Origin of the sequence: Streptomyces sp. NBC_00258 (genome assembly GCF_036182465.1) — a bacterium.
Lineage (GTDB): Bacteria > Actinomycetota > Actinomycetes > Streptomycetales > Streptomycetaceae > Streptomyces.
In genome coordinates this window covers 10,574,940-10,598,968 of record NZ_CP108081.1, presented here as the reverse complement: position 1 = coordinate 10,598,968, position 24,029 = coordinate 10,574,940, and the positions used below count along the sequence as shown (strand labels likewise).

General features: G+C 69.7%; 21 protein-coding genes. 12 read left to right on the top strand and 9 right to left on the bottom strand.

Annotated elements, in window-relative coordinates:
* Window positions 1–252: 252 nt before the first annotated feature.
* The 6 genes from OG718_RS47075 to OG718_RS47050 all read left to right on the top strand — a co-directional run bounded on the left by OG718_RS47075 (window position 253) and on the right by OG718_RS47050 (window position 7,241).
* Window positions 253–1,506 (top strand): MFS transporter, encoded by a 1,254-nt coding sequence (locus OG718_RS47075; RefSeq protein WP_143633673.1) that lies wholly within the window; start codon window positions 253–255, stop codon window positions 1,504–1,506.
* Window positions 1,503–2,471, top strand: coding sequence for an LLM class flavin-dependent oxidoreductase (locus tag OG718_RS47070; protein WP_328847059.1), 969 nt, complete (start codon window positions 1,503–1,505; stop codon window positions 2,469–2,471). Before OG718_RS47075 ends, OG718_RS47070 begins: the two co-directional genes overlap by 4 nt.
* A gap of 787 nt (window positions 2,472–3,258) precedes the next feature.
* Entirely contained in the window at window positions 3,259–4,077 is an 819-nt protein-coding gene (locus OG718_RS47065) for an oxidoreductase (RefSeq protein ID WP_143633669.1), read from the top strand.
* A gap of 49 nt (window positions 4,078–4,126) precedes the next feature.
* Entirely contained in the window at window positions 4,127–4,978 is an 852-nt protein-coding gene (locus OG718_RS47060) for an alpha/beta fold hydrolase (RefSeq protein WP_328847058.1), read from the top strand.
* Window positions 4,979–5,180: 202 nt separating this feature from the next.
* Window positions 5,181–5,372 carry a hypothetical protein gene (locus tag OG718_RS47055; protein ID WP_328847057.1) on the top strand — a complete coding sequence of 64 codons (192 nt, stop codon included), beginning with the start codon at window positions 5,181–5,183 and terminating at the stop codon, window positions 5,370–5,372.
* A gap of 105 nt (window positions 5,373–5,477) precedes the next feature.
* The gene (locus OG718_RS47050) at window positions 5,478–7,241 is read left to right on the top strand and encodes a hydroxysqualene dehydroxylase (RefSeq protein WP_143633666.1); all 1,764 of its coding nucleotides are present in this window, start codon (window positions 5,478–5,480) and stop codon (window positions 7,239–7,241) included.
* Between the two features lie 123 nt (window positions 7,242–7,364).
* Here the strand turns inward: OG718_RS47050 and OG718_RS47045 are convergent, their stop codons facing one another.
* Window positions 7,365–8,291 (bottom strand): LacI family DNA-binding transcriptional regulator, encoded by a 927-nt coding sequence (locus tag OG718_RS47045; protein ID WP_306941525.1) that lies wholly within the window; start codon window positions 8,289–8,291, stop codon window positions 7,365–7,367.
* Window positions 8,292–8,456: 165 nt separating this feature from the next.
* On the opposite strand from OG718_RS47045, the gene OG718_RS47040 reads away from it, so the two are divergent.
* Together OG718_RS47040 and OG718_RS47035 are read left to right on the top strand one after the other, a co-directional pair.
* Window positions 8,457–9,413 carry an alpha/beta hydrolase gene (locus OG718_RS47040; RefSeq protein WP_143633663.1) on the top strand — a complete coding sequence of 319 codons (957 nt, stop codon included), beginning with the start codon at window positions 8,457–8,459 and terminating at the stop codon, window positions 9,411–9,413.
* Window positions 9,414–9,474: 61 nt separating this feature from the next.
* Window positions 9,475–11,967 carry a glycoside hydrolase family 2 TIM barrel-domain containing protein gene (locus tag OG718_RS47035; RefSeq protein WP_328847056.1) on the top strand — a complete coding sequence of 831 codons (2,493 nt, stop codon included), beginning with the start codon at window positions 9,475–9,477 and terminating at the stop codon, window positions 11,965–11,967.
* Window positions 11,968–12,231: 264 nt separating this feature from the next.
* Here the strand turns inward: OG718_RS47035 and OG718_RS47030 are convergent, their stop codons facing one another.
* Entirely contained in the window at window positions 12,232–13,257 is a 1,026-nt protein-coding gene (locus OG718_RS47030) for a LacI family DNA-binding transcriptional regulator (RefSeq protein WP_328847055.1), read from the bottom strand.
* A 216-nt stretch (window positions 13,258–13,473) separates the two neighbouring features.
* On the opposite strand from OG718_RS47030, the gene OG718_RS47025 reads away from it, so the two are divergent.
* Window positions 13,474–14,493 carry a Gfo/Idh/MocA family oxidoreductase gene (locus tag OG718_RS47025; RefSeq protein ID WP_328847054.1) on the top strand — a complete coding sequence of 340 codons (1,020 nt, stop codon included), beginning with the start codon at window positions 13,474–13,476 and terminating at the stop codon, window positions 14,491–14,493.
* The gene (locus OG718_RS47020) at window positions 14,490–15,359 is read left to right on the top strand and encodes a sugar phosphate isomerase/epimerase family protein (RefSeq protein ID WP_328847053.1); all 870 of its coding nucleotides are present in this window, start codon (window positions 14,490–14,492) and stop codon (window positions 15,357–15,359) included. Before OG718_RS47025 ends, OG718_RS47020 begins: the two co-directional genes overlap by 4 nt.
* 140 nt (window positions 15,360–15,499) lie before the next feature.
* Here OG718_RS47020 and OG718_RS47015 read toward each other — a convergent pair whose 3' ends face one another.
* The 6 genes from OG718_RS47015 to OG718_RS46990 all read right to left on the bottom strand — a co-directional run bounded on the left by OG718_RS47015 (window position 15,500) and on the right by OG718_RS46990 (window position 21,165).
* Window positions 15,500–16,282: a pectate lyase gene (locus OG718_RS47015; RefSeq protein ID WP_328847052.1), complete on the bottom strand. Its 783-nt coding sequence runs from the start codon at window positions 16,280–16,282 to the stop codon at window positions 15,500–15,502.
* A 33-nt stretch (window positions 16,283–16,315) separates the two neighbouring features.
* Window positions 16,316–17,296, bottom strand: a complete 981-nt coding sequence (locus OG718_RS47010) for a pectate lyase family protein (protein WP_143633654.1) — start codon at window positions 17,294–17,296, stop codon at window positions 16,316–16,318.
* Between the two features lie 555 nt (window positions 17,297–17,851).
* Window positions 17,852–18,373, bottom strand: a complete 522-nt coding sequence (locus OG718_RS47005) for a hypothetical protein (protein WP_373466301.1) — start codon at window positions 18,371–18,373, stop codon at window positions 17,852–17,854.
* Between the two features lie 217 nt (window positions 18,374–18,590).
* The gene (locus tag OG718_RS47000) at window positions 18,591–19,232 is read right to left on the bottom strand and encodes a DUF305 domain-containing protein (RefSeq protein ID WP_328847051.1); all 642 of its coding nucleotides are present in this window, start codon (window positions 19,230–19,232) and stop codon (window positions 18,591–18,593) included.
* A gap of 86 nt (window positions 19,233–19,318) precedes the next feature.
* Window positions 19,319–19,747, bottom strand: coding sequence for a DUF6153 family protein (locus OG718_RS46995; protein ID WP_328847050.1), 429 nt, complete (start codon window positions 19,745–19,747; stop codon window positions 19,319–19,321).
* Window positions 19,748–19,953: 206 nt separating this feature from the next.
* Window positions 19,954–21,165 (bottom strand): DUF418 domain-containing protein, encoded by a 1,212-nt coding sequence (locus OG718_RS46990; RefSeq protein ID WP_260694906.1) that lies wholly within the window; start codon window positions 21,163–21,165, stop codon window positions 19,954–19,956.
* Between the two features lie 207 nt (window positions 21,166–21,372).
* Here OG718_RS46990 and OG718_RS46985 point away from each other — a divergent pair, with 207 nt between their 5' ends.
* Both OG718_RS46985 and OG718_RS46980 read left to right on the top strand, forming a co-directional pair.
* Window positions 21,373–22,038 carry a response regulator transcription factor gene (locus tag OG718_RS46985; RefSeq protein WP_328847049.1) on the top strand — a complete coding sequence of 222 codons (666 nt, stop codon included), beginning with the start codon at window positions 21,373–21,375 and terminating at the stop codon, window positions 22,036–22,038.
* Between the two features lie 35 nt (window positions 22,039–22,073).
* Window positions 22,074–23,186 carry a sensor histidine kinase gene (locus OG718_RS46980; RefSeq protein WP_306941507.1) on the top strand — a complete coding sequence of 371 codons (1,113 nt, stop codon included), beginning with the start codon at window positions 22,074–22,076 and terminating at the stop codon, window positions 23,184–23,186.
* A gap of 15 nt (window positions 23,187–23,201) precedes the next feature.
* On the opposite strand, the gene OG718_RS46975 is transcribed toward OG718_RS46980, so the two are convergent.
* Window positions 23,202–23,921 (bottom strand): DUF5134 domain-containing protein, encoded by a 720-nt coding sequence (locus tag OG718_RS46975; protein ID WP_143633648.1) that lies wholly within the window; start codon window positions 23,919–23,921, stop codon window positions 23,202–23,204.
* Between the last annotated feature and the right edge of the window lie 108 nt (window positions 23,922–24,029).

Sequence of the window (24,029 nt, the reverse complement as noted above, 5' to 3'; positions counted from 1 at the left end):
GATGGCTTCCGAGGGGGAACGACTTGCCGCCTCTTCCATGGCTACGGCGGTGCGCGGAATCCGGCTCTGCATCGCGGACAGCAGCCTGGGCCGGATGCCGCCTGACGTGGCTTCTGCGTCCTGTTCCATGACACGGCTCCCTGATCCGTCGCCGTCTGCCTTCTCTTGCCGACCGCTTGCCGAGTGTGCAGATACTCGGCAAACGATCCGACGTATCGCCCATCGAAGCATCCGAACCCAGCGGAGTTCCCCTTGATAGACCGCGCCGTGCGCCGACGCCGTCAATCTTTGTTCCTCCTGTTCCTTCTTCCAGGCATCGCCATGTCGTCCTGGGTCACACGCACCCCGGATGTCCGCGACCAACTGGGCTTGTCCACCGGGCAGATGGGCCTGACCCTGTTCGGTCTGTCCGTCGGTTCCATGATCGGCATTCTGTGTTCCGGCCGCTTCGTGTCCCGGTTCGGTACCCGGCCGGTCATCGCCCTCGGCACTGCCCTGATCATCGCGGGCACCGTCGTCATCGGTGCGGGCAGCGCCGTGCCGTCCGCGCCCCTGGTAACCGCGGGACTGTGCCTGTTCGGCGCGGGCATGGGCGGGGGCGAAGTGGCGATCAACGTGGACGGCGCCGACGTGGAGCGCATCACCGGCACCACAGTGCTGCCCACGCTGCACGGCTGCTTCAGCCTGGGCACGGTCGTCGGGGGTTCGGCCGGAATGGCGGCCACCGCCGCCGCGTTTCCCGTCCACTGGCATCTGGCCGTGGTCGCCCTGGTCGCCACAGGAATTCTGGTCTACGCCCTGCGTGCCGTTCCCGCCGGTGTCGGCATCAGCGCCGCGCAATCGACGCCGGGTCCGGCACAACAGTCCAAGCCTCAGGTGTGGAAGGACCGGAAGCTGCTGCTGATCGGCGCCATCGTGCTGGCCATGGCGCTGGCCGAGGGCGCCGCCAACGACTGGCTTCCGCTGCTCATGGTCGACGGCCACGGCCTTGACGCCGCGATGGGCTCGCTCGTCTTTGTGGGGTTCGCGGCGGCGATGACCCTGGGGCGCTTCAGCGGCAGCTTCTTCCTCAGTCGTTTCGGGCGGGCCACTGTCGTGCGCGCGAGCGCCGTCTCCGGTGCCGTCGGACTCATCCTGGTCATCTTCTCCGACAACGCCGTCGTAGCGGCAACAGCCGTACTTTTCTGGGGACTCGGGGCCTCCCTCGGTTTCCCTGTGGCCCTCTCGGCGGCGGGCGACTCGGGCCCCGACCAGACCGCCCGCGTCTCGCTGGTCGCCATCATCGGCTACGTGGCCTTCCTCGTGGGGCCGCCCGCCCTCGGGTTCCTGGGCGACCACTACGGGCTGCGCTCGGCAATGGTGGTTGTTCTGGTGTTCGTGGCCGCCGCCATCCTCATCGCTCCCGCCGCCGATACACGTGACCGCACCACCGTCGCGGTGGACCCGTCCCTGCGCACGCAACCCGGCACGCATCCCGCAGGACAACACCAAGGAGACCGCTCATGAGCCCGAAGGAAGCGTCCGGCACGATCGGCGTCCTCCTCCCCCGCGACATCCCCCAGGCCGACGTCATCGCCTTCGCGCAGGAAGCAGACGACTACGGCTTCGACGACCTGTGGGTCGTCGAAGACCTCGGTTATCGCGGCGGGCTCGTCCAGGCCGCCACTGTGCTGGCCCGCACCCGCCGGATCCGCGTCGGCGTCGGGCTTCTGCCCGCCGCGGCCCGCAATGTCGCCTTCGCGGCGATGGAAGTGGCCACTCTCGCCCAGCTCCATCCCGGCCGCGTCGACATCGCGGTCGGTCACGGCATGCCCGACTGGATGCGCAGCGTCGGAGCCTGGCCCGCCAGCCCTCTGACGCTGCTGGGCGAGTACATCCACACGCTCAAGACGCTGCTGGCAGGCCGGCCGACCGACACGGACGGCCGCTACATCCAGCTCGACGGACTGCGCCTGGACCCGTCGGTGCTGCCCGAGCGCGCCCCCGACATCTTCGCCGGAGTTCGCGGCCCCAAGTCGCTCGCCCTCTCCGGCGAAGTGGCCGACGGAACCCTGCTCGCCGAGCCGGTGTCACCCGAGTACGTCCGCCAAGCCCTCAGCAGCATCAACCCGCGGCGCCCGCACCGGCTCGCCGCCTACAACATCACCGTCGTCGACGACGACCCGCGCGCCGCCCTCTCCGCGGCACGGCCCGCCCTGCAACCCCTGGGCGATCCCGACTGGGCACCCCACATCGTCCCCCTCGGCTTCCATGACGAGCTCGCCGCGCTGCGCCGCACCAGCAAGAGCGCGCAGGAGTTCGCTCAGGCGATACCCGAGGAGTGGGCGCACCGGCTGGCCCTGACGGGCACCGCCGACCAGGTTCGTGCCCGCGTACAAGACCTCTTCGAGTCAGGTGTCACGACCGCCGTCCTCAGTCCGGTCGGCCCCGACTACCGGTCCGCGCTCGCCAACCTGGCCAAGGTCCTCTGACATCTGCGGGGGGGGTACGACACCAGCGGGCCCATTGAGCGCAGTGCACCATGAACGGGTGCCGGCGACGAGCTGGGTCTTCGGATGACGTGCGCTGCAACTGGAACCTCTGAGCGTGATGATGCCTAGCCAGCCGACCGGGCTGGCTGCACGAGCGACCCGACGGGCGGTTCACCGCGCACCCGTAGCGGCGGCGGAGACGGGCATCGGCACCGGGACTCCTCCGTGCGCCCAGAATTCCGGATCACCGACGGCAAACGTGCCCAATTCCTCCGGTTGACCCCGCGCAGCTTCTCGCAGTCCTGCTCGACCTCGACAAGCCCCGGTCTTCCGGCATCCCCTCCGAGCCGTCAACCGGCAGACCACTGCGCCCACTGCGGCTGAGCCACCGCGGAGCGTTCTGGGCCCAGTAGGCCGCTGAAGCGGCCCAATGCTCGGCGGTGCGGCCCGCCCCCTGGCAGCTCCGTCGCGTCGCCCTGGTAGCCACGACGACGGCCTGGATGTCCGCCCCCCACAGTCACGGCAGCTCATTCGTGCCGTCGACCCCGCTGTCGGGCGGTCTGCTTCATCGAGTCGTCAGTGCGTCGACGAGACCCCGCCCGGCTGCGTCCAGCCGCCTCTTGACCTCACCTAGAGGATACGTTGGCGATACAGATAGATGAGCATTAGATGCTCAGATGTTTCCACTATGCAGATACCTGATACATTGATGAAACCGATAGAGGGACACCGGTAGCGGTCCCCTCCGCGGAAAAGCACACGCGATCCCATGAGTCAGGAGTTCGAAATGGCGACGACAACACGACCGGTAGCCCTCGTTACGGGCGCGTCCTCCGGCATCGGAAAGGCAGCCGCGCTCGCGCTGGCCGCAGCGGGTTACGACGTGGTCGGCACCAGCCGCAACACCGCGCACATCACCCCTGTGAAGGGCGTGACCTTCCTCGACCTCGACGTGACCAGCGACGATTCGGTGACGGCTGCGGTCGCAGAGGTGATCGACAGGTTCGGGCGGATCGACGTCCTGGTCAACAACGCCGGCATCGGCTCGGCGGGCGCCGCCGAGGAGAGCTCGGCCGCGCAGGCGCAGGGCCTCTTCGACATCAACGTCTTCGGCGTCATCCGCATGACGAACGCCGTCCTGCCGCACATGCGCGCCCAGCGCAGCGGACGGATCATCAACATCTCGTCCATCGTCGGGTTCATGCCGCAGCCCTACATGGCGGTCTACGCCGCCTCCAAGCACGCCGTAGAGGGCTACTCGGAGTCCGTCGATCACGAGGTCCGCGAGTACGGCGTACGGTCCCTGCTCGTCGAACCCGCCTGGACCAACACCGCGTTCGACGCGGCCAGCGTGCGGCCAGACCGGCCCCTGGACGTCTACGCCAAGCAGCGTCTCGTCTTCGAGGAGTACATGGCCGGCGCGGTCAAGGACGGCGATGACCCCGCCGTCGTCGCCAAGGAGATCGTCGCGGCGGCGACCGACGCCAAGCCCAAGGTGCGCTACACCGCCGGCGCGATGACCGGGCGTGTCCGCACCATGCGCCGCATGGTTCCCTCCCGCGTGTTCGACCAGCAGCTGCGCAAGCTCAACCACCTGCCCGCCTGACCACTCCCACAAGCCCCCACGACACATCGACAGGAAAGCGAAGCCCGCCATGAGCACCTATCTGGCAGACGCGGCCGAGGACCTCACCGTGGACGGCCCCTCCGCGACGTTCACCTACCGGCGCATCGGCCCGCGCGGCGGTGTCCCACTGGTTCTGCTGGGCCGGGTCCGCGGAACCCTCGACTGGTGGGACCCGGAGTTCCTGGACCACCTCGCCGCCGGCCATGACGTGATCGTGTTCGACAACGTCGGCACCGGCTACACCACCGGCACCCCTCGCGACTCGGTCGAGGGACTCGCGGACGGCACCGTCGAGTTCATCGAGGCCCTCGGGCTGCCGCAGGTGGACCTGCTCGGCTGGACCCTGGGCGGCACCGTCGCGCAGGACATCACCCGTCGGCGGCCCGATCTCGTGCGCAGGCTGGTCGTGGCGGCCGCCAACCCGGGAGGCACGGTGCCCGGCGCTCCCGACCCGGACCCCAAGGTGCGGGCCACCATGACCAAGCCCGAAGTCACCGGGGACGACCTGGTGTTCCTGTTCTTCCCCGAGACGGACACCGGGCGTGCCGCTGGGTACGCGCACCTCGCCAGGGTGGCCACACGGCTGGCCACCGGGCTCGCCGACGTGTCCGAGGCGGCGGCCATGGGCCAGATCGCCGCGATAGCGAAGGACGCGGCGATTCCCTTCGAGCAGGTGCGAGCGGACCTGGAGAGCATCAAGCAGCCTGTCCTGTACGCGACCGGCATGCAGGACTCGATGATCCCCGCGCTGGCCTCGTACACCGCCGTCCAGCACCTCCCCGACGCCACGCTCGTCGCGTACAGCGACGCCGGCCATGCCTTCCTCTTCCAGCACGCCAAGGACTTCGCCGCCCAGGTGACAGCCTTCCTCGCCGGCTGAGCAACGCCGTGAAACCGTCCAACCAGGAGATACGTCGTGGAGTTGACCAGCGTTCCGGGGCGCCGGGAGGTCACCCCACTCGCGGCGCGCATCGCTTCCTTCGACAAGGCGTCAGTCCTGGGCGCCAAGGCGCAGATCAACCGGTCCACCCTGCCGCCGGTGGCCGGGCTGCCGGCCCACGACCGTCGGCACCACCGCCGTGGTGATCGCCGCACAGTTGGTCGCCGGCCTCGGCGGCGCGCTGATCCTGCCCAACAGCCTGGCCATCCTCGGTGCGGCCTTCACCTATCCACACCGGTCAGCCACCACAGCACGCCCCCGCCTTTCGCCATGCGGCCGGCCGTCGCTGGGCCGTGAATGCCTGCGCCGCACACCATCGGTGCCGCCGGCGTGATGCGGCATCAAGCCAAAGTGATCCAGGCTTCGTCGGTCGCCTTCCGAGATCGGTGTGGCGCTCGTATCCTCGTGCGCCAACAGTTACCGACGGTAAGGGGGAGCGATGGGCGGCACCACGCGCAGAGGGTTCCTGGGCACAGCCGCGGCCGCCGGCGGAGGGGTCGCTCTGGCGACTCCCCAGCGGGCCGCGGCCCAGAACAGCGCCGCCCCACAGAGCGTGGCCGTACTGGGCGGGGGCGTCGCCGGGCTCACGGCCGCGCACGAACTCGCCGAGCGTGGCTTCCGGGTGACGGTCTACGAGCGCAAGGCACTGGGCGGCAAGGCCCGCAGCATGGACGTACCGGACAGCGCCACGGGCGGCCGCGAACCCCTGCCCGGGGAGCACGGCTTCCGCTTCATCCCCGGCATTTACCACAACCTGCCCGACACCATGCGGCGCATCCCTTTCCCCGGCAACCCGGGCGGCGTCCACGACAACCTCGTCGCCCCCAAGGAGATGCTGTTCGCCCGGTCGGGCGGCCGCGAGGACATCCGGATCCCGCTTCCCTGGCCCGGCAACACCCCGGCCGAACTCACCCCCGACGAGATCCGCCGCGCCCTCACCTCGGTCCTGGACACCGCTTTCAACCTCCCCCTCCACGAGGCCCTCTACTTCGCCAACCGCTTCCTCGTCTTCCTCACCAGCTGCGATGAACGCCGCGACGACGTCTGGGAGCAGATGCCGTGGTGGGAGTTCGTACGGGCCGGACGGATGTCGTACGACTACCAGCGGATCCTCGCCATCGGCATCACCCGCAACATCGTGGCCACCAAGGCGGAGGAGGCCAGTACCCGTACGGTCGCCACCCTGCTGGAGGCCTTCGCCTTCAACATCCTCGGGCGGGGCGCGGACGGACCACTGGACCGGATCCTCAACGCGCCCACCAACGAGGCCTGGATCGACCCCTGGGTGACGTATCTGAAGTCGCTGGGGGTCGAGTTCCACGTCGGCTGGACCGTACGGGACCTGACCCTGGACGCGGGCCGGATAGCCGGGGCCGTCATGGAGGACCCGGGCGGTGTCCGCAGGACCGTCACCGCCGACCACTACATCTCGGCCATGCCGGTCGAGCACGCCCGCCGCACCTGGAACTCCGCCGTACGCGCCGCCGATCCCCAACTCGCCGAGTGCGACCGGCTGGAGACGGACTGGATGACCGGCATCCAGTTCTATCTGACCGAACGTACGCCGATCCTGCACGGCCACCTCGACCTCATCGACTCCCCCTGGTCGCTCACCGCGATCGCCCAGGCCCAGCACTGGCCGGGCCACGACTTTCCCAAGGACTTCGGTGACGGCACGGTCGCGGACTGTCTGTCCGTGGACGTCTCCGAGTGGGACCAGCCGGGCATCCTGTACGGCAAGACGGCCAAGCAGTGCACCCGCGCCGAAGTCGCCCGCGAGGTGTGGGCGCAGTTGAAGGCGGCGCTCAACGACACCGGCCGTACGGTCCTCAAGGACTCCGTGCTGCACTCCTGGTTCCTCGATCCGGCCGTGGACGGACTCGGCACCCCGAACCCGGTCAACGAGGAACAGCTGCTCATCCATCCGACGGGGACCTTCCACCACCGTCCGCAGTCGGCCACGAAGATCCCCAACCTCTTCCTGTCCGGCGACTATGTGGCCGTGCCCATCGATCTGGCCACCATGGAAGGCGCCAACACCTCGGCCCGGCAGGCCGTCAACGCCCTGCTGGACACGGTCGGTTCGGCCGCCGAACGATGCACCGTCACCCCGCTGTACCGGGCCCCGGAACTCGAGGCGCTCAAACGCCACGACCGCACGCGGTACCGTCTGCGACTGCCGAATCTCTTCGACGTCGGCTGACGGTCCCGTGAAGTCGCTGAACAGCCGGAACCCGGTCGCGGCCCGGCACCGGGCCCGGACCGGGCCCGGTGTTCGCCGGCAGTCACCACCCACGAGCCGCCCGAAGACACACGAAGTGGTCGGCTACGCCGACTGCCGAACGATCACTCGGGCCGGTTCCGGAGTGGTGTCCGGCGCCGGCAGACCAAGTGCGCTGCGTGCGGCGATTCGGCCGATGGCTTCCGCGTCGATGTGCACGGTGGTCAGAGCGGGTGAGAACAGCGCTCCGTGCGGGGTGTCGTCGAATCCGACGACGGCCAGGTCCTCCGGTGCCCGCAGGCCCAAGTTCCGCATCGCGGCGAGCGTCACGAGTGCGAGGTCGTCGTTGTAGGCGAGGACGGCGGTCACTTCCGGATGTTCGGCACGGAAGGCTCTTAGCCGGTCCTCGGCCGCGCCGAGGCTGGCGGGCAGGACCAGTGCCGGGCAGTCGGCCAGGCCCGCGGTGCGAGTGGCTTGCCGGATGAGGCGCTCGCGCAGACCGGCGAGAGCCTGGAGTTCCGGGGTGTCCGGCATGGCGTTCGCGATGTGTCGGTGGCCTCGGTCGACGAGGTACCGGACCGGGACATCGGCCTGCGCGGAAAAGACGTCGAGGGATGCGCCGGTGGCGATCACGTCCGCACGCCCGGCGTCGCCCAGGTCGATCACGGCCCGTGCGGAGACGGCCTGGGCCACGTCGGAGAGTGCCTGCGAGGAGAGGTGGCCGTGCAGCACCAGGAGCACGTGCTGGTGCGCCGCGAGCTCGGCGTCGAGGCCCCGGATGTAGCTGCCGAGGCTGCTGCCGGTGGGGATTCCCTCGATGTTGAGCAGGACGATGCGGGACGCCCCCTTGCGCAGCGCCTGCGCCGAGCCGTTGGGGACGTAGCCGAGTTCGCGAGCGGCCTGCCGCACCCGTTCCCGCGTCTCCTGGGAGACGTGCCCGGCCGCTCCGTTGAGGACGAAACTCACCGTGGTCTGTGAGACGCCACTGGCCCGGGCGACGTCCTTGGCCGTCGCGCGCGCGGGTCTGCTCACTCACTCGCTCCTCGGGACGGAGGCCGGCGGCGGGCCTCCTGCATGCGGTCTGGTCTGGGGCTTGTGCGGTGCGGGATGCGCTGGATACCGTACCGCAGGCGGCTGGTAATACGATTTACCATACGCGCGATGCGTGCCCCGGACCGGATTCGAGGAGATACGCCCATGAAGCTCGACCTGGTCGACCCGGAGCTGCGTCGCAGCGTGGCGCGGATGCCGCGGCTGCCCATCCGGTGGAGGTGGGGGCGTCACGTCGTGCGGGCCCTGGTCCGTCGGCGCGGGCTCGGCGAGCCGGTCGAGGGCGTCGACGTCAGAGACGTCAAAGACATCGGCCAGGGGCAGGACATACGCGTGTACTCGCCCGCCGGCGGTGGTTCGGGGGCGGCGCTGCTGTGGGTGCACGGTGGTGGGTACGTCATCGGCGACGTCGTCCAGGACGACGCGTTCTGTTCCGCGACGGCCCACGAACTCGGCATCGTCGTCGTCTCGACGAACTACCGCCTCGCCCCCGAGCACCCCTTCCCGGCCGCCCTCGACGACACCTTCGCCGCGTGGCAGTGGTTGCAGCAGGCCGCCGGGGACCTCGGGGTCGACCAGGAGCTCATCGTCGTCGGGGGTGCCAGCGCCGGCGCGGGGCTGGCGGCCTGCCTGGCGCAGCGGCTGCACGATGCAGGAGGGGCCCAGCCGGTCGGGCAGTGGCTGTTCTCCCCGATGCTCGACGACCGCACCGCCGCACGCCGCGAACTCGACCGCGTACGGCACCGGGTGTGGAACAACGCCGCCAACCGGACCGGTTGGGGCGCCTACCTCGGCGCCGGGCCAGGCGGCCCGCGCACCCCCGACTACGCGGTCGCGGCCCGACGCACCGACCTGAGCGGGCTGCCGCCGGCCTGGATCGGCGTGGGCGACATCGACCTGTTCACCGACGAATGCCGCACCTACGCGGAACGGCTGCGCGCCGCGGGCGTCGACTGCGCCTTCGACCTCGTTCCCGGCGCACCCCACGGCTTCGAGGTCTGGGCTCCCGGTACGCGCGTCGCCCGGGAGTTGCTGGAGCGCAGCCGCGCCTGGCTGGGTGCACGGCCGGCCGGAGCGGCCTCGACGGTCCTGGACGAGACGTAAGCCTTCGCGGGCAGGCATCGGCCCCGGAGCGCTGCCCGGCCCCACAACTCACGGAGAACACATGATTCGTACGTCCTTCAACGACGGCTGGCAGACCCGCGCCAAGGTCAATCCCTTCGCCGAACTGTCCGGCACGCGGGTTCCCTTCAGGCCTGTGACGCTGCCGCACGACGCGATGGTCGAGCGGGAGCGCGCGGCCCCCGGTGGCGAGGTCACGATGGAGGGCGGTGCCGGTGCGTACTTCCCCGGCGGGACGTACGAGTACCGCAAGACCTTCTCCGTTCCCGAGGAGCAGCGGGGCAAGCGGATCCTCTTCGAGTTCGAGGGCGTCTACCGCGATGCCGTCGTGTTCATCAACGGCGACTACGCCGGGCAACGGCCCTTCGGGTACTCGCACTTCTTCATCGACGCCGACCGATTCCTGCGCTTCGGCCAGGACAACGAGATCCGCGTCGAGGCCCGCGCCCATCGCGACTCGCGCTGGTACACCGGCGCGGGCATCTACCGCGACACGTGGATGCTCGTCGGCGAGGTGGTCCGGATCCCGCCCGACGGGGTCCGCGTCACCACCCCGGACATCGACGACGAGCGGGCGGTGGTCGAAGTCGCGACGCGGGTCGAGAACGACTCGATCGCGATCCGTACGGTCGACGTGGTCACGGAGATCCGCGATGCCGACGGGAACATCGTCGCGAGCGACGTCTCGAAGGCCACGGTCCTGCCGGGCGAGCCCGCTGTTGTACGCCAACGCCTCTACGTACGCGGCCCGTTGCTGTGGGGCCCGGACTCCCCCGCCCTGTACGCCGCCGATGTGGCCCTGCGGGACGGGGACGAAGACGTGGATGCCGAGGCTGTCACCTTCGGTATCCGTTCCCTGCGGCTCGACCCCGAGCGGGGGCTGCGGATCAACGGCGAGACGGTCAAGCTGCGCGGTGCCTGTATCCACCACGACAACGGGGTGCTGGGCGCGGCGACCTTCGCCCGCGCCGAGGAACGCCGGGTCCAGCTCCTCAAGGAGGCCGGGTTCAACGCGATCCGGATGTCCCACAACCCCATGAGCAAGGCGATGCTGGACGCGTGCGACCGCCTGGGCGTGCTGGTGGTGGACGAGGCCTTCGACGTGTGGACGTCCGGCAAGAGCGAGTTCGACTACAGCCTGAGTTTCCCCGAGTGGTGGGAGCGCGACATCGAGGCGATGGTCGCCAAGGACTTCAACCACCCCAGCGTCATCATGTACTCGATCGGCAACGAGATCCCCGAGACCGGCTCGCCCGTCGGAGCCACATGGGGGCGCAAACTCGCGGAGAAGGTCCGCGAGTCGGACCACTCCCGCTACGTCACCAACGCGGTGAACGGCATGCTGGCCGTCATGTCCGAACTGGGCGCGCTGGCCCGGCAGTCGCAGGAGAAGAAGGCGGAGGAGGCGGAGAAGACGGCCGACGCTGGTGCGGGCGAGGCCGAGGACAAGGGCATCAACACCCTCATGGCCGACGCGGGCGACATGATGAACGCGATCAGTGCCTCCGGCCTCGTGACGGAGAAGACGGCCGAGTCCTTCGCCGTACTCGACGTCGCCGGCATGAACTACGCAGAGGCCCGCTACGCCCTGGACCGCGACCTGTTCCCCCACCGCATCATCCTCGGCACCGAGACCTTCCCCACCCGCATCGACGGCAACTGGCGCCTGGTCGAGCGACACGGCCATGTCATAGGCGACTTCACCTGGACCGGCTGGGACTACCTCGGGGAGGTCGGCATCGGGCGCCCCCAGTACCTCACCCCCGGCACACCCCGCCCCTCCCACACCGCCCCCTATCCCTACCTGGTCGCGGGCTGCGGCGACCTCGACATCACCGGCCACCGACGCCCCGCGTCCTACTACCGCGAGATCGTCTTCGGCCTGCGCGCACAGCCGTACCTGGCCGTCCGGCGGCCGGAGCACCACGGCGAGACGTACGCGGGAACGCCCTGGGCATGGAGCGACACCGTCGCCACCTGGACCTGGCCCGGCTTCGAGGGCGAACCGGTCACGGTCGAGGTCTACGGCGACGCCGACGAGGTCGAACTCATCGTCAACGGAAGCTCGTTGGGGCGGCGAGCAGTGGGCGAGGACCACCGTTTCCGCACCGAGTTCGACACGACGTACGAGCCCGGTGAGCTACTCGCCGTCACCTACCGCGACGGTGCCGAAACAGGCCGCCACACCCTGCGGTCCACGACAGGCCCGGTGGGACTGCGCGCCGAGGCCGACCGCTCGGTCATCACCGCGAACGGCGGCGACCTCGCGTACATCACCCTCACCCTGACGGACGCCGACGGCACCCTCCACACCGCGGCGGACCGCCCGGTGCGCCTCGAAGTCTCCGGTGCGGGCGTCCTGTTGGGCTTCGGCAGTGCGGACCCGTCCACAGAGGAACGCTTCGACGCCGCCGAACGCCATACCTACGAAGGCCGCGCCCTGGCCGTCCTCCGTCCGACCGGCCCCGGCAAGATCCGCCTCCTCGCCTCCGCACCCGAGTGCGACCCGGTCGAGGTCGTGGTCACCGTCGATTGATTCGCTCCTCGGGCCGCCGAGGATTCAGGCCTTCGCTCACGTCGCTGGGCGGTCACGCGGTTCGGGCTTCGGGCTTCGGGCTTCGGGCTTCGGGGCGGACCCAGGCGTCCGGGGCGGTGAGTTCCCGGTAGGCGGTCTCCTCCGCGCCGCTCGAAGCCACACCGCCCACAAGGTCGATCGCCCCACGCAACAGGCTGTCGCGCCCCGGATCTTCAACCGTGAGAACGGCTGCCACTCCCTGACGCGTGGGTTCAAGTACGCGGGTCACCCGCCCGGCGGCTGCCCACCGGTCGTGCCCTTCTCCGGCGGAGGCCCGCTACTCCCCCGCACCACGAGTTTCGGGTCCAACACCGCTTCCCGCGGCTCCAGTTCCGGGTTCTCCAGGCGTTCCACGGCGAACCGCACCGCGTGTTCCGCCATGAGGACCGCGTCCTGGCGCACGGTGGTCAGGCCGATCGGCATCAGGTGGGAGAGGTGGCTGTCGTCGTATCCGACGACGGACAGGTCGTGGGGAACGTCGATGCCGGCCCGCGTCAGGGACATCAACAGGCCCATCGCACTGCGGTCGTTGCCCGCGAGTACGGCCGTCGGCAGGGGCAGTCCCCGGTCGCGCTCGGCCAGGAGCAGGCGGCCGGTGTCGATACCCGACTGTTCCGTGTGGTCGCCGGGGATCACCCGCACCTCGGATTCCAGCCCATGGCGGCGCATCGCGGCCCGGTAGGCACGCCGGCGTTCGACCGAACCGGGGCCACGGCCTCCGTCGATGTGCACGATCCGGCGATGGCCCAGCTCGACGAGGTGGTCCATGGCCTGTCGTGCACCCTTGGCCTCTGCCGAGTGCACGAAGTCCACTCGGGCGCGGGGGACGCGTCGGCTGACCGAGACGGTCACCGCATGCTGTCCGAGTGCGTCGAGGTAGGGGGCCTCCGCGTCGGGTCCCAGCAGGATCAGCGCCTCGCAGCGGTGGCTGAGCAGGGCCTCGACCGCCTTCGCCTCGCTGCGGCCCTGCGCTGACGCGGAGAGCAGGACGTCGTAGCCGAGGCGTTCGGCCTCGGGGTAAATCGCCTCGATGAGGTCCGTGTGGAAGGCCTGGTGCACGGTGAACATCACGCCGAGTGTGCGGCTGCGGCCGCGGGCCAGCAGTCGGGCCGCGCTGTCGGGGCGGTAGCCGATCTCGTCGGCGACGCGCAGGACCCGGTCGCGTGTCTCCTGGCTCGCCCCCGGCCGGCCGCGGAAGACGATCGAGACGAGCGCCCTGGACACGCCCGCCTTCGCGGCGACGTCCGCCATCGTGGGCCGCTGCCTGCCCGCCGCATCCACCTGTGAACCACCCTCCGGAGCCGCTCGCCTCGGCGGCGCTCGCGAAATCTCCCAGCAACAAGCCATTGACATGACATTTGGACAGCAGTCATCGTACTCGGACTAGAGCGCGCTAGTAGAGCGCGACAGTGGCTCTTCCCGCAAGACATCGCACCGCCCTCAGACGACCCCTCGAAGGAAACGACCATGACCGTACGCGTAGGTGTCATCGGCGCCGGAATGATCGGCCAGGACCACATACGACGACTCACCGAGGTCGTCACCGGGGCCGCCGTCACCGCCGTGACCGACATCGACGCGGAGCGCGCCGCCGAGGTGGCCGCCCGCGTCGGTGCCACCGCGCTCCCCACGGGTACCGACCTGATCGGCTCCCCCGAGGTGGACGCCGTCCTCGTCACCTCGTGGGGTCCCACCCACGCCGAGCACGTCCTGAACGCCGTCGCCGCCGGCAAGCCCGTCTTCTGCGAGAAGCCCCTGGCCACCACCGCCGAGGACTGCCTGCGCGTCGTCGAGGCCGAGCGCGCCCACGGCCGTCGCCTGGTCCAGGTCGGCTTCATGCGCCGCTTCGACGCGGGCTACCGCCAGATGAAGGAGGTGATCGCCGCCGGCGGCATCGGCACTCCGCTTATCGTGCACTGCGCCCACCGCAACCCCACTGTCCCGGAGGCGTACACCTCCCGCATGGCCGCGCAGGACACCGCCGTGCACGAGATCGACGTACTGCGCTGGCTCCTGAAGGACGAGATCGTCTCCGCCCAGGTCATCACCCCGCGCGCCACGAGCAAGCGGTTCGCGCACCTCAAGGATCCGCAGATCATGTACTTCGAGACCGCCGGCGGCGTCCGCGTCGACCTTGAGGTCTTCGTCAACTGCCAGTACGGCTACGACATCCAGTGCGAGACCGTCGGCGAGGACGGCCTCGTACGGCTGCCCGACCCGGCGGCCGTCGGGGTCCGTGCCGCCGGGCGCCACGGCACCGCCGTCCAGCAGGACTGGAAGGGCCGCTTCGTGGACGCCTTCGACACCGAGTTCCGCGAGTGGATCGCCTCAGTCGAGGCAGCCGTCGAGCCCACCGGGCCGTCCGCCTGGGACGGCTATGCCGCCACCGTCATCACCGACGCCGCCGTGAAATCCCTGGACTCCGGCGGCGCGGTCGTCACCGTCGACATGAAGCCCCGCCCGGCCCTTTACGGAGGCACCGCATGAAGATCGCCCTCGACCCGTACATGCTGCGCGCCCTGCCGATGGACGACATGGTACGTACGGTCGCCGAACTCGGCTATGAGCACATCGAGTTGTCACCCCGCGACGACTTCATGCCCTTCTTCCTGCACCCGCGGGCCGACGACGAACGCATCGCCTCGCTGAAGCACTCCCTGCGCACGCACGGCGTCAGGCTGTCCTCCGTGCTGCCGCTGTACAAGTGGTCGTCGCCGGACGAGGCCGAGCGACAGGCCGCCGTCCGCTACTGGAAGCGCATGATCGAGATCACCGCGGACCTCGGATGCTCCCTGATGAACTCGGAGTTCAACGGCCGCCCCGAGCAGGCCGCCGCGAGCGAGGCCGCCTTCTGGCACTCGATGGACGAACTGCTGCCCATCTTCGAGCGCGAGGGCATCGCCCTCAACCTGGAGGCCCACCCGGACGACTTCTGCGAGGAGAACACCCCCGCGGTCGACCTCGTACGGGCGATCAACAAGCCCTGGGTGAACTACCTCTACTGCGCCCCGCACTCCTTCCACCTCTCCGGGGCCACCGAAGTCGGGGCGGACATCGCGAAGATGATGCGCTACGCCGGGGACAAGCTGCAGCACGTGCACATCGCCGACTCCTTCAACCACAAGGGCTCCTCAGGTCTGCGCTACATCCTCAACCCGCCCGGCACGACCGCCCGTATCCACCAGCACCTCGACATCGGCCAGGGCGAGGTCGACTGGGACGCCTTCTTCCGCACCCTGCGCGAACTGGACTTCGACGGGGTGGCCACCGCCTGCGTCTTCGCCTGGGAGGAACGGGCCCACGAGTCCTCGGCGTTCATGCTGGACCGCATCACCAAGGAGTTCGCGGCGTAGTGGCAGTCCGCCGGTCGGTGACGTGCACGCGCCCGACGGCCGAGCGAACCTCCGTGGGGGGGGAAGGGAAGTTCGTCCGGCCGCCGGGCCCTGGTTCACCGGTGTCGGATCACCCGTTGTGTCGGCTCACCCGTGTCGGCCTACCTGTAGGTGATGTCCGAGGCGGCGTACAGGCAGTTGGTGCTGTCGGGGCCCGTGCCGACCGCGCTGTTGTTGTTGTACTTCTGGCAGGGGATGACCTTCCGGCTGGAGTCGTTCAGGATCGTGATGCCCCGCAGGGTCGCCACGTCGTTGCGGTTGACGTTGATGCCGACGAGCCGCGCGGTGGATCCCGTGCCGGTCACCTCGATGTTGCTGAGGTTCACCTTGCGCGTGTACTGCGTGGAGCAGTCGCCGCATGACCGGTACAGCGTCTTGAACTCGCTGACGGCGAAGTTGGAGATGTTCAGGGTGCCGGGCCCGTTGTGCTGGAAGACCTTGTCGGCCGCCTTCTTGGCGCCACCGCCGGTCACGGTGTACGTCGAGCCGCCGCGGAAGGTGGCGGCGTCCTCGCCGACGTCCTCCCACCACACGTTCTGCAGGGTGCAGTTGCCCTCGCAGTGGATGCCGTCGGCGCCGGGCGCGCCGATGATGACGTTCTTGAGGGTGGCGCCGGCCGCGAGCTTGAAGATCGGGTCCTGGCCCTCCTCCTGGCCGTCACCGGCCAGGTCGCCGCTGCCGTAGTACCGCACCATGCCGCCGTCCCTGACACCCGAGACGGAGATGGTCGAACTCACGGGCTGACTGCTGGACGGCGTCGGCCAGGTGGCGGCACTCGCCGGCGGCGCTCCGACTGTCGTGATCATGACAGACGAAAGGCCGAGTGCGGTCAGGGTGCCGGTCAGCGCGCGCCGACGGGCGCGCGGGGTCGCTGGAGAAGTCATGTCCCTGTGCCTTCTTCCGGTTGTGGGGGTCGGTCAGAGCTTTCCGGCGCCCGCGCCGCTCGTCACCGAGGCGACTACGGAGGAGGCGGGCTCGGCGCTGTAGCTGTACGGCGGACTGGTGAAGGTGCCTGTGCGGGAGATCTCGGTGGCGGCTCCCCCGAGGTCGTTGCCGCGCAGGTTGGCGTAGCCGTCCACGTCGCTGCTGCGGTTCGTCGTGACCGCGATCTTCGTCGTACGGAAGACGTTGTTCTCGACGAGCATCTGCGCGCCCATGCGCGAGTGCACGGCGGTGTCCGCACCCTCGACGTAGTTGTCGTAGAAGTGGCCGGTACCGAAGCGCAGGCTGGGGATGCGCGAGTAGACGTTACTGAAGTGGTTGTGGTGGTACGTGATCTTCAGGTGACCGGTGTCCTCGCTCGCGTTGTTGTCGCTGTGACCGGCGAGCGAACCCTTGAAGTGGTCCTTGAAGGTGTTCCAGGACACGGTGACGTTGTCGGAGCCGTGATTGATGTCGAGCAGCCCGTCGTAGTAGTCCTTGTCGTGGCTGCGGTCCGCCGAGAAGGAGTTGTGGTCGATCCAGACCTTCGTGGACTTCTGCACGGTGACGCCGTCGGAGGGCGCGAGCGGCTTGCTGATGTTGAGGTTGCGGATGACGACGTTCGTCACTTCTTTCAGCCGCAGCCCGCCGCCGGTGAAGCCGGACGACGAACCGACGCCCAGAACCGTGGTGTTGGACCCGATGTCGACCTGACCGGTGAGCGAGATCAGCCCACTGACTCGGACGACCTTGGCGGTGTTGCCGGTGACGGCCGTCTTGAACGCGGCGAGCGTGGAGACGGTGACGGCACTCGCACCGCCGCCGCCCGTGGTGCCGGCGCCGAAGCCGATGGGGGAGGTTTCGGCGGCACCAGCGGACTGCGGCAGAGCGACGGCGGCGGTGACGGCGAGAGTGGCTGCCGCGACCGTGGAGACGACGAGTCTCCTCGGGCGCGAACGTGGGGGGAGAGTACGCATGCGGGTGCGTCCCTTCGAGAGCGTCCATTTTTCAGATACGTGAACGACGTTCATCATTTGGATCGCCTTGCGAACGCAGCGTCCCCGCATGAGCCTCGCGGCAACGTCCTGGAGAGTGCACGTCCCCAGGCCATAACACCTCCGGCATCTGGCATCTCATATACGAGATGCCAGCGGCGGGTCACGCTACTGAACGGGAAACGTAAGGGGCAAGCGCTTTCTAGTCAACGCTTCGCGCAGAACGCATCCGGCCAACTCCCGTACCGGGCAAGGGTGAGGGCCGCAGCGTCAGCGGATTTCGCCGCGTACCCGTGCGCGGATCGTCCGGAACCACCAGGAGGAATGCCCGGCCCAGGGGCGGGCGGGTGGTGTGCTCATGGGGATGCATGGGCCTCACCTGGAGCGGGTCGGCGAGCTGGAACCCGACACGCCCGACACGCTGTTCGCGTTCTCTACCTGCCGGACACAGCCGTGAGCCCAGGCACCACCGAACGCCCCCTCACGGCCGCGGCCGTGAGGGGGCGTTCGGTGACGGGACCGGGTGCGGGACCGCCGCTATGACGAGCTCGGAGCCGGTCCGTACTTCGACGAACTCGGGGAGGGCTGCGTCGCGTGCATGGCCTCCAGGTCCTGGATGGTGCCGCCGACCTTCTTGCGCAGCGGTCCGAGCATCTTCGGCTTCGCGCTGATGGCCCAGCGCGGACCGACAAGGTACTTGCCTCCGTAGATGGCGGCGCTGTCCAGCCAGGTCAGCTTGTACTTCTCCTCGGGAAAGGTCGTGATGAGGTAGTCACCCTCGGGGGTGTGGCAGACCCCTTCGCGGAGTTCGTCCGCGTCGGTCCGGATCTTGACCTTGCAGCCGGTGAGGTTGGCTATCACCTCGACCTTCGCCGGTGCCACGACCGCGGCCATGGCAGCGGTCGACGGCTTGCCGTCCCCATCGGCCTTGTCGTCGCCACCGCCGCTGCAGGCCGTGGCCAGGGGAAGAAGGGCCAGGCTGCCGATCAGGGCGGCGCGGCGCACCCCGCGGGCGGTGAAAGTGCGGCCGGTCCGTCCTCGCTGTGGCTGCTGTGACACGTACCTCTCCGAATCCGGGCTGTTCCCGTCCGCACGAGCGGCCAGGCGTACGACAAGGGGTACGGGTGAACGCAGGCGGCCGTTCACCCGTACACGACCGAAGGTTGCGTTCCGAACGGCGAGATCACCAAAGGATCGGGCGGGGCGCGGGAGGCCTGCCGCCCGAGTGGGCCGGCGAGGCCCACGCCCCGTCGGCCCACCGCATTCTGACGAGGCGTCAGCTCTTGCCGAGCGTCTTGTTCATCTGCTTGATCTCGGCGGTCTGGGCCGTCACGACGTCGTCCGCGAGCTTCTTGGCGGGACCGTACTCGCCGTCGGCCTTCTCGGTCTCGGCCATCTCGACGGCGCCCTCGTGGTGCTCGACCATCATGGTCAGGAACATCGTGTCGAACTCGGCGCCGGACGCATTCTCCAGCTTGTCCATGTCCTTGCCGCTCATCATGCCGGGCATGGCGGACGACATGTCGTGGTCCATGTCTGCGGACATCTCCTCGGGAACGTCCTCGCCCCACGAGGTGAGCCAGCCGGACATGGTCTTGATCTCCGGGTCCTGGGCTTCCTTGACCTTCGTGGCCAGGTCCTTGACCTCCTGCGAGGAGGCGCGGTCCGCGGCCAGTTCGGCCATGTCGACGGCCTGACGGTGGTGCTGGATCATCTCCTTGGAGAAGTCGACGTCCGTGCCGTTGTGGCCGCCGGCCTTGGACGAGGCGGTCGCGGTGGGGCTGGAGTCGGACTCCATGGACCCCATGTCATGTCCTCCACTGCCGCTGTCGCTGCCACACGCGGCGAGGACGAGTGCGGCCGCTCCCGCGGTGACGGCGAGTGCGGTACGGCGGACGAGTGCGCGATGCGCTGTCATGGTGGAACTCCTGCGATGGGAGGGATGAAGGGCGTGCCGGAGCGCGGCGTCGCGCCGGGTGGCGTGCGACGCCCTCGCGGGCCGCTCTAGATCCGCAGGAGTTGGAGCTCGGAGAGTGAGGGCGGCGCCCGGCCGCCGTCGGGACCGCTGCCGGTCGGAGCGGAACCGGTCCGTGGCACTCCGGCGAAGGCCGCCACGTCGGGCAGCAGCACCGGCACCATCGCGGGCGAACCGGCGACCGCCGCGGACGCGCACGTCGGATCCGCGTGCTGGGCGTGGCCCGTGCAGCCGCCTTCACCGTGGTCGCAGGCGTCCGGCATCGACGCCACTACGCTCATGGGTGCGGCCATTGGCATCGGGTCGTGACCGGGGCCCGCGGGAACCGGCCCGAGACCGTGCATGCCGACCAGACCGAACAGCAGCGCGCACACGAGCAGCCCGACGAACCGCGACGTCGATCGCGGTCGGACGAGCCGTCCGAGGCGGTTCACCGCCTCGCCGCAGGCACTGGCCATGGGTCCCTTGCGTCTCAGGTGCCACCGGAGTGGATACGAGGGGATCATACCTACCCGGGGTATCACCCCGTGTCGAGGGGGCCCGATGTCCGGCCAACTCACCGGACAAGCGCCCTCCTCCGCTTCTGAACACCCATGCCTCTGCCGCCCGGACGGGCCGGGCGGCAGGGTGGCAGGGCGGCAGGGCGTCCCTGCTGATCTGCACGTCACTTGATGTGGCGGGTGACGCGCGTGGTGGAGTGGAGCAGGTATTCCAGAGGGCCGCGGCGGAACCGTCGTGTCCAGGCGGTCGCCAGCAGCATGGCGGTCGCGATGAAGACGAACAGTGCGGCCAGGGCCGGGACGGTCTCCTCCTCCATGCCGACCACGTGGATGGCGAGGATGTGCAGGACGTAGGCGGTCAGGGAGATCATGCCGACCGCGGCGACGGGCGTGGCCAGCCGCGTGAGTCGGGGCATCCGGGCCGTGACGGTGACGCACCCGGCCACCACGAGGAGCGCGACGCCCGTGTTGCCGAGAATGGAGAAGGTCGTCTGGCTGTGCGGCGCGGCCACCAACAGCCAGGCGGCCGGGGAGCCGTCCGTGAGGTAGCCGACGGTGTCGGACCACCAGGCCGAGGCGGCCGAGTCTCCGTCCGTGGCCGCGGCGATGGAGGCGTGCGCGTGCGGGACGAGGCGCAGGGCGAGCCAGGAGCCGCCGTAACCGAGCACGGCCAACCCGCCGCCGGCCAGGGCGAGTCGGGTACGGACCTCGGCCCGGCCCAGGTCGAGCCGGGCCACCACCATGCCGACGATCATGAACGGCATCCAGGTGAGCACCGGGTACTCGCCGGTGAACAGCAGCTCGACGAGACCGTCCGTGTCGCTGATCCGCGCCAGCGGATCCCAGCGGATGACGGAGTCGGCCCAGTCCCCGTTGTCGATCGACTGGCGGACCACGTACAGCACTTGGGGCATGACCAACGCGCACGCGGCGCCGATGACCGCGAGCGTCCGGACCCGCAGCCGGTACAGCGGGAGCACGGCGAGGAAGGTCAGCCCGTAGAACGCGAGGATCACGTCGACGTCGGTGTCCAGCGCGGTCAGGGCGAAGCCCAGCACGACCAGGACCACACAGCGGATGAGGATCCTGCCCACGGCCTGCCGTCCTGCCCGACCCGTCCGGGGGTGCGGGCGGCCGGTGATGAGGACGAGCGAGAAACCGGCGAGCAGGGCGAACAGCGCGGAGGAACGCCCGCGTGCCAGCTCCAGGACGAAGCCCAGCGGCCCGCCCACCGACGGGTCCGGGCCGACATGGGCCGCGTACATGCCGAAGACCGCGAGCCCGCGGGCCAGATCGATGCCTGTCAGCCGTCCCGTCGACGGCGCGGGAGCGGTGGTGGGAGTGCTGCCTTGTTCCGAGGCAGGCGCCGGGGACATAGCCGTTGAGACCGATGGCGCGTCGTGTGTCATGTGCTTCAGGATCGGGCGCGTGCGGGCTCCGACCCATCCGGCAGGTGGCCGGAGTTGCCCCGCCGACCGGCCGGAGCCGCCCCCGTCGCCCGGCGAGCGCCGACGCGAAGGAACCGCAGGAGGCTCCTGGGCGTCGTAGGAGTCCAGCGGCGGCCCCTGGGCGAGGGAGCGCAGGTGATCCGGGTACTGGTGGTCGACGACGAGGCTCTGATCCGTACGGGTTTCCGGCACATCCTCGACTCCGCTGACGGCATCGAGGTCGTGGCGGCGGTGCCCGGCGGCCAGGCGGTCCACTCGGCGCGGGAGTTGCGTCCCGACGTCGTGCTGCTGGACATCCGGATGCCGGACGTGGACGGGCTCACGGTACTGGCCGACCTGCGCCGGTTTCCGCAGCCGCCCACGGTGGCCATGCTCACGACGTTCGACATGGACGAGTACGTGGCGACGGCACTGCGCTCCGGGGCGGCCGGGTTCCTGCTCAAGGACACCGATCCCGTGCAACTGCCGCTGCTGGTACGCAGCTTGGCCGACGGCGGTGTCGTCCTGTCGTCCCGGGTCACCCGGACCGTGGTCGACGGGTATCTGGACAACGGCCCCCACGAGGCGGCCGCCCGTTGTGTGGCCCGGCTGACCGAACGCGAGCGTGCCGTTCTCGTCCTCATCGCCGAGGGACTGTCCAACACCGGTATCGGGACACGGATGCATCTGAGCATCGGCACGGTCAAGGACCATGTGAGCGCCGTCCTCGCCAAGTTGGAGGTGGGCAGCCGCGTCCAGGCGGCTCTGCTCGCCGAACGCGCTGGTCTGCTCAGGGCGCCGCGGGACCCGGAGGACGGATGAAGCCCCTCGCGGGACTCGCGGGACCGGAAACGCGGATGAGACGCCGCCGCGTGCCCGCCCCGCTCATGGACGCCATGCTCGTCGCGGTCTGCCTGCTGGACGTCTGGATCCACTACGCCGGCGAAGAGCCGCTGCGCATGGCCTGCGCGCTGCTCGCCGCCTTCTCGCTCCTGCTCCGTCGCCGTCTGCCGCTGTCGACCTTTCTGCTCGCCCTGCCGGCAGCCCTGGTCAGCGATGCCGTACTCGCCACCCTGATCGCGCTGTACACCCTCGCCTCCCTCAGCCGTCGTCGCGTGCCGCTGGCCCTCTGCGCGCTGGCGTGCGCGGCCTGCGACCTCACCTGGTGGTCGTGGCCGTCACCCGAGTTCTCCGACGTGTCGGACTCCTCCGACCTGGTCACCGTCACCTACAGCCTGGCGACGGCAGCCGCTCCCGTCTTCCTCGGCCAGCTCGTCCAGACCGGACGCGAACTGTCCCTGCGGCTGTCCGAGATATCCGAAGCACGGGAGCACGAACGCCGGTTGCTGGCCCAGAGCGTGCTGGCGAAGGAACGCGCGCAGCTCGCCCGGGAGATGCACGACGTGGTCTCCCATCAGGTCAGCCTGATCGCCGTACGGGCGGGAGCGCTCCAGGTGGGCACCCGGGACCCGGAGGCGAGGGAGGCGGCGGCCACGATCCGGCGGCTCAGCGTGCAGACACTGGACGAGCTGCGGCACATGGTCGGCGTATTGCGCGCCTCCGGAAGCCGTCCCACGGAGCTCACTCCCCAGCCTTCCCTGGCGGACCTCCAGCGGCTGGTCGACACCAGCGGCATCGAGGCCGCACTGCTCACGGACCTGCCCGACGACCTGCCGGCGACCGTTCAGCGCGCCGTCTACCGCACGGTCCAGGAAGCGCTGACCAACGTACGCAAGCACGCTCCCGGGGCGACCGCCGCCATCCACGTCCATCACGCGGACGACACCGTCCACGCCACCGTCACCAACGCCTCCCCCACCCGTCCCGCGCTTCCCCTGCCGGGCGCCCACCACGGCCTCGTCGGCCTGCGCCAGCGGGCCGAACTCCTCGGCGGCACCGTCACGTCCGGCCCCACTGCGGACGGCGGATACGAACTCCGGTTGCGCCTCCCGGTCCAGGAGACGCCATGACGTCAGGGGCCGTCCTCAGGCGGCCATCATCAGAAGCATCGTCGCCATCGATCCGCCCATACCGACATGACCGGCCAGGCGCGCGTTCGGCACGGAGAGCACCGAGGGATTCCGTCGGGCGTGACGGTGGCGGACCCGCGTGCCGTCGGCCACGGCCGGCAGCTCCCCGCCCCTGCCCCGCAGGCGGGCGCGCACGGCCAGAGCCATGAAGATCACGAAGTACGCGGCCAACGCCCAGAAGGCCACACGCCAGGCGAGCGCGCCTCCCGCGGAGCCGGCCAACTCGGCCACACCCCCGTGACCGTGGGCACCCACGCTCTCCATACCCGGCATACCTGCCATCCCTCCGTGCCCGGAGGAACCGGCCAGCGCGAGAGCGGGTGAGGACGTGGTGCCCGACATGGCCAGCGTCATGAGCACCATGGCGGCACTGCCGATCACGACGTGCCCACCGTGACGCAGGTACCGCAGACCGCCCCGGGCAGCATGCCGTACGGACAGTGCCACGCCTCCGAGACAGAAGGCGCCGAACACCGCGGCCCACCAGGTGCTGTGCGTGCCGTAGTGGCCCGCTGTCGGCGGCGCGGCCATCACGGCCATCCCGCCGCCCATCACGGCCTCGGCGGCCGCTTCGAACCGGGCCCAGCCTCTGACGAGAACCATACGAAGCAGGTTGCCGCCGGCCACGCCGACGCCAAGCACCACCAACGTCCAGCCCAGAAGCGGTCCCGTCATGACGCCACCCTTCAGGGGAGCCGGGCCCGTTCTCCGGCTCACCGATCGCCGAGCCCTACGTACCCGCTAAGTACGTAGGGCTCGGCGATCCGACTCAGAGCGGACGGT